12 protein-coding genes are annotated in these 12,872 nt (G+C 37.6%); 4 read left to right on the forward strand and 8 right to left on the reverse strand.

Annotated elements, in window-relative coordinates:
- Positions 1-19 precede the first annotated feature (19 nt).
- The 6 genes from deoC to BN999_RS19330 all read right to left on the reverse strand — a co-directional run bounded on the left by deoC (position 20) and on the right by BN999_RS19330 (position 6,061).
- Positions 20-691 carry a deoxyribose-phosphate aldolase gene (deoC, locus tag BN999_RS19305; RefSeq protein ID WP_096274233.1) on the reverse strand — a complete coding sequence of 224 codons (672 nt, stop codon included), beginning with the start codon at positions 689-691 and terminating at the stop codon, positions 20-22.
- Positions 692-721: 30 nt separating this feature from the next.
- Complete coding sequence (locus BN999_RS19310) at positions 722-1,753, reverse strand: zinc-binding dehydrogenase (protein ID WP_096274235.1); 1,032 nt, start codon at positions 1,751-1,753, stop codon at positions 722-724.
- 82 nt (positions 1,754-1,835) lie between these two features.
- Positions 1,836-3,095: a galactitol-specific PTS transporter subunit IIC gene (locus BN999_RS19315; protein ID WP_096274237.1), complete on the reverse strand. Its 1,260-nt coding sequence runs from the start codon at positions 3,093-3,095 to the stop codon at positions 1,836-1,838.
- A 98-nt stretch (positions 3,096-3,193) separates the two neighbouring features.
- The gene (locus BN999_RS19320) at positions 3,194-3,478 is read right to left on the reverse strand and encodes a PTS sugar transporter subunit IIB (protein WP_096274239.1); all 285 of its coding nucleotides are present in this window, start codon (positions 3,476-3,478) and stop codon (positions 3,194-3,196) included.
- Positions 3,478-3,966 carry a PTS sugar transporter subunit IIA gene (locus BN999_RS19325; protein WP_096274241.1) on the reverse strand — a complete coding sequence of 163 codons (489 nt, stop codon included), beginning with the start codon at positions 3,964-3,966 and terminating at the stop codon, positions 3,478-3,480. Before BN999_RS19325 ends, BN999_RS19320 begins: the two co-directional genes overlap by 1 nt.
- A 37-nt stretch (positions 3,967-4,003) precedes the next feature.
- Entirely contained in the window at positions 4,004-6,061 is a 2,058-nt protein-coding gene (locus BN999_RS19330) for a BglG family transcription antiterminator (RefSeq protein WP_096274243.1), read from the reverse strand.
- 244 nt (positions 6,062-6,305) lie between these two features.
- On the opposite strand from BN999_RS19330, the gene tkt reads away from it, so the two are divergent.
- The 4 genes from tkt to BN999_RS19350 all read left to right on the forward strand — a co-directional run bounded on the left by tkt (position 6,306) and on the right by BN999_RS19350 (position 11,065).
- Positions 6,306-8,306 carry a transketolase gene (gene tkt / locus BN999_RS19335; RefSeq protein WP_096274245.1) on the forward strand — a complete coding sequence of 667 codons (2,001 nt, stop codon included), beginning with the start codon at positions 6,306-6,308 and terminating at the stop codon, positions 8,304-8,306.
- 352 nt (positions 8,307-8,658) lie between these two features.
- Positions 8,659-9,345, forward strand: coding sequence for a 5-oxoprolinase subunit PxpB (pxpB, locus tag BN999_RS19340; RefSeq protein ID WP_096274247.1), 687 nt, complete (start codon positions 8,659-8,661; stop codon positions 9,343-9,345).
- Positions 9,346-9,347: 2 nt separating this feature from the next.
- Positions 9,348-10,316: a biotin-dependent carboxyltransferase family protein gene (locus tag BN999_RS19345; protein WP_255247536.1), complete on the forward strand. Its 969-nt coding sequence runs from the start codon at positions 9,348-9,350 to the stop codon at positions 10,314-10,316.
- Positions 10,316-11,065, forward strand: coding sequence for a LamB/YcsF family protein (locus BN999_RS19350; RefSeq protein ID WP_176482046.1), 750 nt, complete (start codon positions 10,316-10,318; stop codon positions 11,063-11,065). The genes BN999_RS19345 and BN999_RS19350 overlap by 1 nt, the downstream gene beginning before the upstream one ends.
- A gap of 216 nt (positions 11,066-11,281) precedes the next feature.
- Here BN999_RS19350 and BN999_RS19355 read toward each other — a convergent pair whose 3' ends face one another.
- Positions 11,282-12,046 carry an HAD family hydrolase gene (locus tag BN999_RS19355; protein ID WP_096274251.1) on the reverse strand — a complete coding sequence of 255 codons (765 nt, stop codon included), beginning with the start codon at positions 12,044-12,046 and terminating at the stop codon, positions 11,282-11,284.
- Positions 12,046-12,870 carry a carbohydrate ABC transporter permease gene (locus tag BN999_RS19360; RefSeq protein ID WP_096274253.1) on the reverse strand — a complete coding sequence of 275 codons (825 nt, stop codon included), beginning with the start codon at positions 12,868-12,870 and terminating at the stop codon, positions 12,046-12,048. The genes BN999_RS19355 and BN999_RS19360 overlap by 1 nt, the downstream gene beginning before the upstream one ends.
- Between the last annotated feature and the right edge of the window lie 2 nt (positions 12,871-12,872).

Below are 12,872 nucleotides of genomic sequence, written 5' to 3' on the forward strand. Positions count from 1 at the left end.
CAAAACCCAACCTCAGCACCTAATAAGATGCGGTTGATACTCCGCCGCTAATAATAGCGACTGCTCCGCTTGCGCCGATTCGTGTTGCGCCTGCTTCTACAATTTTCACTGCATCTTCATATGTTTTTACTCCGCCTGCTGCTTTTACTTGGATTTTGTCTCCTGCAACAGATTTAAGAAGTTTGACATCTTCTACTGTTGCTCCACCACCATTAAATCCAGTTGCAGTTTTGACAAAGTCAGCGCCTGCTTCGATAATTAATTCAGTAACTTTTACTTTTTCTTCATCTGTTAATAATGCTGTTTCGATGATTACTTTTGTTGTTAATCCACCAGCAGCTTTTACAACTGCAGCAATGTCATCACGTACTACATCATATTCACCAGATTTAAGTGCACCTAAGTTAACTAGCATATCAATTTCGGTTGCACCGTTTTTAATCGCTTCTTTTGTTTCTTCTACTTTCACATGTGTTGTTGCCCCACCAAGGGAAAATCCAATTGGAACCCCAACTTTAATTCCATGTGGATCTAGTAAACTATGTGCATAAGATACATAATAAGGATTTACGAACACTGTTTTAAAACCATATTCAATTGTTTCTTCACAGAATGCTTTAATTTCCTCTTTTGTAGCTGTTGGTGTTAATAATGTGTAGTCAATGATATCGATCAATTGTTGTTTATCCATTTAAAAGCCTCCTAGTAATCTAGCAAACTATTAATCTGCTGGAGTTAGTAATACTTTAATAGCTTCACCGCTCTTAATAGCGTTATAAGCTTCATCCCACTGTGTAATGTCATATACATGCGTAACAAGTGCTTTTGCATTTACTTTTCCTTCATTCATTAATGCAAGTGATGGTTCCCAGTCAGCAGGCTTTTGGCTTCTGCTTCCTACCACGCGAATTTCTTTTTGAATGATTTTTTCTAGATCAAATGGAACTTCGGCATTCGCAAATAGACCAACTTGTGCATATTGACCTTTTTTACGTAATAAACCTAGTGCTTGCTTAGCAGCTGGAACAGCACCAGAACATTCTAAAACAACGTCTACCCCGTAGCCATTTGTTAATTGATTCACAACTTCTTGTAAATCATCTTCTTGTGTATTCACGGTATAGTCAATACCAACTTCTTTTGCTTTATCTAAGCGTACTTTGTCATTTGTTAATCCCGTAATAATAACTGTAGCACCATGACTTTTTGCAACTTGAGCTGCAAGTAATCCAATAGGTCCAGGACCTGTAACAAGTACTACATCGCCTTCATTGATTTCCGTTTTAGCTACTGCATGATACGTACATGCTAAAGGCTCTGTCATTGCTGCAGATTGATAGTCCACATGTTCAGGAAGATGATGAACACTTTCTTTACGTGCAATTAGATATTTGGCGAAACCGCCATCTTGTTGTGAACCAAGTCCTTTACGGTGGTTACATAGATTGTAGTCACCAGACTGACAGTATTCACATTCTCCACAAATATAAAAAGTTGTTTCAGAAGTGACACGGTCCCCAACTTTAAACTCGGTTACATTTTCACCAACTTCAACAACTTCTCCAGAAAACTCATGCCCTAATGTTACAGGAACTGCAACTTTATAATGGCCTTCGTAAGTATGAATATCAGAACCACAAATACCTGCGTACTTAACCTCAATTTTCACTTGATCTGCACCAGGTGATGGTACGGCTTTCTCTTGAACTTCTAAATTACCAAATCCTAATTCCGTCTTCACTAGTGATTTCATAGATGATTCCTCCTTGTCCTAACAGGTGCAATATAGTATACAGCGGGGACTACACGTCCCCACCGCTAAAGTCAATTAACAATTAGTTAAATAAATCAAATACTCTCCAGATAACCCAGTTAATTAAGTTACCACCTTGGTCAATACTTGAAACCGAAGCAGATCCTTCTGGCATGTTAATATTTGCATCCACTGCCATTTGTGTAAATACTGGAGCGATGTCTGTTGCCATATATAGTGATAAAGCAATCATAATCGTACCAACAATAACAGAGTGAATGATATTACCACGTGCCGCACCAACGATAAATGCGATAACAAATGGAATAGTTGCTAAGTCACCGAATGGTAATACATTGTTACCTGGTAAGATAACAGCGATAAGAACTGTAATTGGTGTTAAGATTAACGCAGTCGCGATTACAGATGGGTGTCCTAAAAGAACCGCAGCATCTAGACCGATTGTGATATCACTATCACCGAATTTCTTGTTCAACCAGTTACGAGCTGATTCAGATACAGGCATTAAACCTTCCATTAGAATCTTAACCATACGAGGCATTAAGATCATAACAGCTGCCATAGACATACCGATATTGATGATTTCACCAATGTCATAACCAGCAAGTGCTCCAATTGCAGCACCTAGAACTAAACCAATAACCATTGAGTCACCGAATACACCAAAACGTTTTTGGATAGACTCAGAGTCTGCATTTAATTTATTGATTCCAGGAATTCTTTGTAAACCTTTTACTAAGAAGATAAAAGGTGCGTATGATACAGTACTACCAGTTGCTACGGATACACCAGGCATTTCATAGAAGTCACGCACCATTGGTGTAGTCCAGTCAGCGATTTTAAGACAGACGATTTGGAATAGAACAGCCGCGATTAAACCTTGAATGATGCTTCCAGAAATCGCATATACTACTGCAGCCATGAATGTGTAGTGCCAGTAGTTCCAAATATCTACGTTCATTACTTTTGTTGTTTTTGTAAGTAACATTACTACGTTTACTACTAAACCTAATGGGATAATAAATGCCGCTACAACAGATGCCCAAGCAATAGAAGATGTTGCAGGCCAACCCACGTCAATAACGTTTAATTCTACGCCTAAACGGTCAACCATGCCTTGTGCAGCAGGTCCTAAGTTAAGCGTTAACAAATCAATTACTAAGAATATACCTACAAAGGCTACCCCAATTGTTAAACCTGAACGGAATGCTTTACCTGGTTTTTGTCCAAAGAACAAACCTAGTAAAAATATCGCAACAGGTAGGATTACAGTTGCCCCTAATCCTAAAAATCCTTGTATAAAATCAACAAATGATTGCATTCTTGTTTCCTCCTAAGTGAAGAGAGATTTATAAGGTTGTCCAAGCGAGGGTAGCTTCATGATGAATACTGCCCTCGATTGGAGAACTAAACCCTTTGTTATTTTTTAAGCTCTTCTAAAATCTGTTTCTTTGTATCTTCAATACCAATACCAGTTAAGAAATTACGTGCATTAATAACCGGGAATGGGTATTCAGTTTTTGTCATCGCAGTTGTTACTAGTAAGTCTGCTGTGTCCACATAGCTACCTACTTCTGCAATTTTAATTTGAATTAAATTTACAGGAATGTTGTGTTCCTTTGCCATTTCTTCAATAGCACTATTTACAACAGTAGAAGTAGCAATACCTGCTCCACATGCAACTAAAACGTTCTTTTTCGCCATTATCTTTCACCTCCTTCAAATGCCATTAAGTCTAGCTTTTCTTCCAAAAGTGTTTTAATGCTTGTTTGATCTGTTGCATTTGCTAGTGTAGTTAATGTTGTTTCATCTTGGAATACTTGCATAAGCTTTTGTAACAGTGTTAACTGTGAATGAGCTTCATCCATCGCTAACATAAAGATGATTTGAACTGGTGTTGTTTCACTATCATCACCCATGATGACAAAATCAACAGGGTTCTTTAATACAGCAACACTAATTGTTTTTTGGTTAACATGCTCCACATCTGTATGCGGAATTGCTACAGAAACACCAGCAGTTGGTAGGCCAGTTGCAAACTCGCTTTCACGTTTTAAGATTGCTGGAACAAAACTTTCCTTTACCAGACCCTTATCCACTAGATTTTGTGCTACTGTTTCTAAAACTGCTTCCTTAGTGTCTGCTTCTACATCTAGTAGAATGACAGATTCATCAAATACTAAGTTACTCATAGTTGTCACTCCTAATTATTATGATTAGCCGAAAACCCTAGTCTTTAGAATAATGTTGTATGATGGCATAAATATCTTCGACCGAGTCGGCATTAATTAACTGATTACACTCTTTTTCAGAACCTACTAAGTTCATTAATTGCATGAGAGCATGAATATGTTGTTGCTTATCTACCGCTGAAATGGCAATGATTAAGTGAATATCATAATCATTCGTATAGGAAACCCCATTCTTAATTCGCAGTAAACTCATTCCGACCTCACGTGCTCCATCCTCTGGGGCAGCATGTGGAATAGCAACTCCCGGTGCAATAACGATATATGGATCCTCCTCACAATAGCGAATCATCGCATCTACATATTGTGGTTCAATCTTGCCATGGTCTATAAGTGGTTTGGCACTTAGACGAATGGCCGCTTCCCAGGAATCCACATCATCAACTAGAGTAATGCTCTTCTTGTTGATCAAGTCATCTAAATCCAAATCATGACCCTCTTGGTGTGTTACAAAGTTTCCACCATTTTTGGGATCAAGATATTGCAATAAAGCTTCTCTTAATTCTTTTTCTTGGTGGATTGTTGCATGATTTGAAATTAAATCGATTAGTTGTTCAACATCGACTTCATCTGAAACAAATCCATGTACACCAAGCATGACATGCTTTCTTAGACGGTATTTCTCTTCTCTTCCTAGAAATGCTTTGGTCACAAACAATTTCTTATTCGTTTCCAAATTAATTGGTGAAAAAATCACATCATATTCTAATGGATATTTTAAGTACTCTCTTACAGATAAATAATCTAAGAAAACAAATTCAGGAAACAGCTCACGTAATTCATTGTACATAAGCCTTGAAACAGATACTCCCTGTGGACAAACGACAATGGCTTTTACTTTTTTATCAATACTTTCACCGTGTTTGTTCATCCACCCACCAATTAACATGGTGATGAAAGCAATTTCATTATCAGGTATATCAGAACCAACCAACTTCTGAAGTGGTCCGATTGACCGTTTAACTAAGTGATGTAATTCCTTAAATTCTTTACTTAGCGAACCTTGAAATACAATGGTATCGGTAAGCTGGTATTTAATACGGTAATAAGCTGGTTTTAAATGTTGCATCAACTTATCCACTAATTGGTTCCGATCCTGTAGGTGAATGACAGCGCTTTTTTCAAAATGTCTAAGCATATTATCTACTGCCGGTAACAGGTTCGTCATTAGGTCATCTTCCAACATTTCCGATGAAAAGATGTTCGTCGTTAGAAGGTGAAGCGTAATAAATAATCGCTCAGATAACGGAATATCTTCCATATCATAAAGAAGTTCTTCTGTTGCTCGGTATTCCTTCGTGTTAGAGAGCTCCTTATATTCAATAGAAAATGCTTCCATTTGATTGCCATTTGTTATTCGCCTTAATAGTAGTATCAAGATGTAAGGCATCAGACGATGTTTTTCATCGGTGAATTTCAAGTTGAGTTGATTCTCGACCTTTTCTACCCGATTCTTGAACTCAATCACTTCTTCATCTTGAATTGCTGCTATTTTCTTCAGTCGACTTTCTCCATTAACCATTTGTAGGATATGGAAAGTCATATGCATCAGCAATTTGCGAATCTGGAACTCTTTCCCTTCCAGAACATATCCATATTTCCTGGAATAACGAATTGTTAATTCATAATCGTCTATATAATGTTGTGCTTGCTTCAAATCATTTAAGATGGTGTTTTTACTTACATCCAATTCAAACGTAAAATGATTTAGCGACAACTCTTCATCAGAACTGAGAATCATCATTAGAATATATTGAACTCGTTCATCTTCCCGAAGAATTGGTTTTTCATTACTACTCAGTGCAGGCTTCTCAGCCCCGCTCACTTTTGTAATGACAGCTTGGTCTATTACAAAATAGCCTTGTCTTGTTCTTTCAATTGTCGGGAGATCGTGTGTGATTAGCCATTCGTTAATTTTTGTAATGCTATAACCAAGTTGCCTTCTTGTTAAGTCAAACTTTCTTTCAATGTCCATACTTGAAACATTAGGATTACTTGTCAACTCATCTAATATCATCTTATCTCGACCACTTAGCATGACTGTTATCTCCCCTTGCAAGATTTATTCTAACACCTATTATACACTTTTTGAATCCGATTTCATCACAATTTGTCGAACATCCATTGTACAATACTGTGATTTACAATATTAATCAAAGAATTTACATTGTTTGTTCACAGTTATGTACAATAAATCCTTGTTTTTCGACTTTGTTCGGTATACTATTAGATTGTGAAAGCAATTTCATAGAACTTTCTAATAGAAAAGGAGATTACAAGATATGACAAAAACGCAGGAACAGTTATCTGTAAATGCAATTCGTACATTATCAATTGATGCAATTGAAAAAGCAAATTCTGGTCACCCTGGATTACCGATGGGTGCAGCACCAATGGCATATACACTTTGGACAGACTTCATGAAACATAATCCGAAAAACTCTAAATGGTTTAACCGCGATCGCTTTGTACTTTCTGCTGGTCATGGTTCCATGCTTTTATATAGCCTACTTCATTTATCCGGATACAACGTTACAATTGATGATTTAAAAGCATTCCGTCAATGGGATTCTAAAACACCTGGACACCCAGAAGTGAACCATACAGATGGTGTGGAAGCAACAACTGGTCCACTAGGCCAAGGTATTTCCATGGCAGTTGGTATGGCAATGGCAGAACGTCATCTTGCAGCGAAGTATAATAAAGAAGATTTAGATGTAGTGAATCATTTCACTTACGCATTAGTAGGTGACGGTGACTTAATGGAAGGAATTTCACATGAAGCAGCTTCTTTAGCTGGTCACTTAGGTCTAGGAAAATTAGTTGTATTATACGATTCAAATGATATTTCCTTAGATGGTGATTTAAATCGTTCCTTCTCTGAAAATATCCAAGACCGCTTCAAAGCATACGGCTGGCAAACATTATATGTTGAAGATGGTACAAGCCTAGATGAAATTAGAAGCGCAATTAAAGCTGCTCAAGAAAATACGGACCAACCTACATTAGTAGAAATCAAGACTGTAATTGGATATGGTTCACCAAACAAATCCGCTTCATCTGCTTCTCATGGTTCACCACTTGGAGAAGATGAAACCAAACTTACGAAGGAATTCTATGGCTGGGATCATGAACCATTTGCTGTTCCAGAAGAAGTTTATGCAGACTTCAATGAGAAGATTGTAGCAGTAGGTGAAAAAGAAGAAGCGAAGTGGAATGAACTTCTAACTACTTATGAAGAGAAATATCCAGAACTAGCTCAAGAACTTAAACTAGCAATGGACGGAAAGCTTCCTGAAGGTTGGGAAAGATCACTACCAGTATTCGAAGCTGGTGTCGATAAACTAGCAACTAGAGATGCTTCTGGTAAAGTATTGAACGCTATTGCAAAATCAGTTCCTAACTTCCTTGGTGGTAGTGCGGACTTAGCTGGTTCAAACAAAACAACGATTAACGGAGAAGATGATTTCTCTCGTAAAGATTATACTGGCCGCAACATTTGGTTCGGTGTACGTGAATTCGCAATGGGTGCTGCCCTAAACGGTATGGCACTTCACGGTGGATTAAAAGTATTCGGTGGTACATTCTTCGTATTCAACGATTACCTACGCCCTGCTATTCGTCTTGCAGCAATTATGAATCAACCGGTTACTTATGTACTAACACATGATTCCATCGCAGTAGGAGAAGATGGTCCTACTCACGAACCAATCGAGCATCTTGCAGCATTACGCGCAATGCCTGGACTTTCTATCATTCGTCCTGCAGATGCAAACGAAACAACTGCAGCATGGCGCTTAGCAGTAGAATCTACTGACACACCAACTGCATTAGTTCTTACAAGACAAGGACTTCCAACGTTAGAAGGTACGAAAGAACATGCATATGAAGGTGTTAAAAAAGGTGCTTATGTAGTAAGCGATTCTGATAAAGAAACACCAGATGCACTACTACTTGCAACTGGATCCGAAGTTCAACTAGCTGTAAAAGCTAAAGATGCATTAAAAGAAAAAGGCATCGACGTTCGCGTTGTAAGCATGCCATCTTGGGACCGCTTCGAAGCACAAGACGCAGCATACAAGAACAGCGTAATTCCATCTGACGTAAAAGCACGTGTTGCAATCGAAATGGGATCAACATTCGGATGGGAACGCTATGTCGGCCTAGACGGAAAAGTCCTAGGAATCGACCGCTTCGGCGCATCCGCACCAGGAGACGAAGTAATCGAAAAATACGGATTCACAGTAGAAAACGTAGTTAAAACTGTAGAAGAAGTATTGTAGAATAGCCAGATTTTTGGGGGTGCCTGTTTTGGGGTGCCTGTCACTTCCCGATTTTTGTCGAAAACTCTCTAAAACGAATTGTTTTAGGGAGTTTTTTTCTATATAAAAAGACATCAACTAACCAATGTGGAGTGGTCAATTCATGTCTTTTTATCAAAAAATAGGGGGTATAAGGTGAACCTGAAAAATACATAAGTGATAACCTTCATCCTCTATTATAAGGACCGATTGTAATAGTTTGATGAATAGAATGTTAAGTCTATGTAAAATCATACACTAATCATAAAATATAAAAAATGTTAACATAATAGTATGGGTTACAAGAAAGAAGAAACATTCTAGGAGGTGTTCCATGCATTACACTGTAAAAACTGCTGGTGACCAATCCATCATCATTTATTTTGGTGAGCAAATTAGTAAGCAAACTAGCCAAACGGTTCAAAAGCTATCGAATATAATTGAGTCCAGTGGCATCATTGGTGTAGAAGAAGTGATCCTTGGTTACACAACAATCTTAATACATTATGCACCTACTAGAATTTCATTTCACACACTTATTAACACGATTAAGGCAATAATAATGGATGTTGATCTAGCAAAAACGGATGAAAGAAACACGATTGAAATACCGGTACTATACGGTGAGGAATTAGGGCCGGATTTAGCTAATGTCGCTAGGTTAAATAATCTATCGGAACAAGAAGTGATCAAGCTTCATACTGAACCAGATTATACCGTATATTTCTTAGGTTTCAGTCCAGGATTTCCTTTTTTAGGTGGGTTAGATGAGAGAATAGCCACCCCACGTTTAGAAAATCCACGTAAGAAAGTTCAGGCTGGAAGTGTCGGAATCGCGAATCATCAAACCGGGATCTATCCTGTTACTAGTCCAGGTGGCTGGCAAATCATTGGTCATACACCAATACCACTATTTAACCCTAGTGATGATAACCCATTTTTACTTTCACCTGGTGATATCATTACATTTAAACCCATCACTAAAATAGAGTATGATGAAATTATCAATAGTCAAATATAGAGGTGGTGATCCATATATTCAATGTAATCAAACCTGGCCTTCTCACTACTGTTCAAGACTTGGGCAGAAAAGGTTATCAAAAATACGGATTATCCGTTTCTGGTGCAGTCGATTATTACGCACACCGAATTGCTAATATTCTAGTTGGCAATCAAGATAATGCAGCAACACTTGAAGTGACCATGATTGGTCCGACATTAAAAGTATTAGAGACTCGAAAGATTGCCATAACAGGCGCCGACCTTACTCCTTATGTAAATAACTCCCCAGTTCCACTATGGCGTTCTTTTACTGTTTCTGAAGGGGACATCCTTTCCTTTCAAGGTTACCGTTCTGGATGCAGGGCCTACATAGCAGTAGCAGGTGGATTGGATGTAGAGGAGACACTCGGAAGTAAATCGACTGACCTCATTAGTGAAATCGGTGGGCACCATGGTAGAAGACTAATTAAAGGCGATACAATCACAGCTAATGCTGTTCACACCAACAAGATATGTCTTTCTAGAAGGCTTTCAACTGAACTTATACCTACATATACTAAACATGTACGAGTAAGAATCATTTTAGGACCACAGGACGATGCATTCACTGCGAAAGGGATAGAAACTTTCCTTTCATCAGAATATACCGTTACGAAGGATTCAAACCGGATGGGCTGCCGATTGGAAGGTCCAACAATTGAACATAAAAACGGTGCCGATATCCTTTCTGAAGGAATGTTTATGGGGGCTATACAAGTACCTCAAAATGGACAACCAATCTTGTTCCTTTCCGGCAGACCAAGTGTTGGCGGCTACACCAAAATAGGTGGTGTAATAACAGTCGACCTCCCAAAAGTAGCACAACTAAAACCCAATGACCGTGTGTCGATTGAAAAAGTGACTCTTGATGAAGCTCACGAACTATTATACAAACAGGAAAATATCTTTAAACTTTTACAAGCCAGCATTGGAGAAGGAGGGGGTCTATAATGAATGTGATTGATTTAAATTGTGATATGGGGGAGAGTTTCGGGACATATACGATTGGACAAGATGATGAGGTTATTACATTAGTATCATCGGTTAATATCGCCTGTGGCTTTCATGGTGGTGATCCAGATGTGATGGATCATACCGTAGAATTAGCCAAGCAATATAAGGTTAGAGTGGGAGCTCATCCTGGTTTCCCTAACTTACTTGGCTTTGGCCGCTGGAATATGGATATTCCTCCCAAGACCTTAACCAATATAATTATCTATCAAATTGGTGCTTTGGACATATTTTGTAAAAAAAATGACGTAATCATGCAGCATGTAAAGCCACACGGTAACCTGAATAATATGGCGGATTCAGACACAGGTATTGCGACTAGTATAGTGGAGGCAGTTCAATCGATTAATCCGGACCTTCCTCTATATGTAAAGCCAAACTCTGAATTGGAAAGAATCTCGAAAGAAAAAGGACATCCCTATGTATTGGAGTTATATGCAGATAGAGCATATAACTCAGATATGACATTAGTATCAAGACGTCAAGAAGGTGCAGTCATCACAGATCCACATAAAGTAGCTGAAAATGTCGTTCGAATGGTAAAAGAAAAACGTATCACCAGCATTACCGGAGAAAATATAAAAATCGAAGGACAAAGCATCTGCGTACACGGAGACACACAAAGTGCCCTAGAAATGATTAAACACATCCACCAAGAACTCAACAAAGAAAACATACAAATATTGTAGATATGGTATAGGTGCCTGCCACTTCCCGAATTTTGTATTAATTTGTCGAAAAACTAGCATGTAAACAATGTCAGGAAAGAGGTTTCTCGTTCAATATCCGTTTACCTACAGACTAAAAAAATAGCTATTCACTACTTGAGCATTCCCCAAACAAAACACTGTAGCGAATAGCTATATTTTTAACAGGCACAGGATTTTTAATAGGTCCAGTACATCCTACACTAAGCTTAATACCAATTCCTCAATAGAACAAACCACCTTATCAGGAATACATTCTTCAGTAAAAGGAATTTGCCTTCCAGCGTTTTCCTTGTACCACTTTTCTTCACATAATTCTAAGATTGCTTTATCTTTATTCCTTTCATCAATCGGTAAACTTCTCGCGGATAAAGGGAGGCTTCTATTTATAAAGATTGATGTAATGCCCATTTTATTTGCCATGACAATGTCGTGATCAATTCTGTCACCAACATGTCCGTATATTTCCTCTTTATTGAGGGAATCTAATATTTTGTAATTTGGTTTTGCATAACCAGATTGCTCAGGTGTTATTATTTCATCAAAAACTAAATCTAATCCTATCTCTTTCATAACTGGCAATTGATATTTTAGATATCCATTCGTAGCAACTGCCAAAGAATAACCTTCTAATGACTTTAGGCTTTCTATTATATTATCCTCCAGAAGATATACTTTTGGCGAAACACTGTGCTTTTGAACTAGCTCTTCAATATCTATTTTTAATGATGAATTACCTAATTCAAATAATAAATCTTCGACGATATTATCCCAATCGTAGGCCTCTAAGATCCGATTTTGACTCATTCTTCTCTCATGCTCCCCTAAAATCAAAGACATTATATCGTATTCCTGATTAATCTCCTTCTTGATTATTGACACAATTTCAGGGAAAACCCACTTCCCAAAAGGATTTTGCATAAGCGTACCGTCCAAGTCAAAAGTTATCCATTTTTTCAACATTATTTAACTGCCCCTTCTGTTAATCCATCCATAAATTGTCTAGATGCAAATAAAAATGCTATAAGCATTGGTAATGATGAAATTGTTAAACCAGCAAATAATAAATTCCATTGTGTATCAAATTCACCAAACAAAGTTAACATGCCAAGTGGAATAGTTTTCAAAGCATCCGTACGAATAAAGATTAATGGATAAAAGAAGTCATTCCATACATTAAGCAAGTTAACAATCGCTACGATAGAGATGGCAGGTTTCATTAAAGGCAATACAATCTTGTAGTATATTTGGAAATCATTACACCCATCTAGCCTTGCCGAATCCTCCAATGCCCGTGGAACAGTACGGAAAAATCCATAAAACAGAAATACTGCAAAAGGGATTCCCCCAGCAACATAGACGAATATTAAAGAGAATAGAGAATCTAACAACCCTAAATTCATCATCATCATGTATAGAGGAATAACCGCGAGCCTCATTGGTAGCATTAAGCCAATCATGAAGAATAATAGAATAAAAGAATTCCACCTAAATTTGTACCTTGCTAAATAGTAACCTGCCATTGAGGAAACAAATAATACAATAAATACAGATGCTGCACTAACGATAATGCTATTCCATATATAACTAGAGAAGTCAACTGCTTCCCATACTTCTGCATAGTTTTCAAATGAAAAAGTACTTGGCAGACTTAATGGTGACGTAAATATTTCTATGTTTGATTTAAATGATGAAGAAATCATTAAGAATATTGGATATCCAAAAATAAACGTAAATAAAGCTAGTACTAAATATTTAAGTGTCTGAACATACCACTTAGCTTTCATAT

The organism is Paucisalibacillus globulus, from assembly GCF_900184735.1.
Lineage (GTDB): Bacteria > Bacillota > Bacilli > Bacillales > Amphibacillaceae > Ornithinibacillus > Ornithinibacillus globulus_B.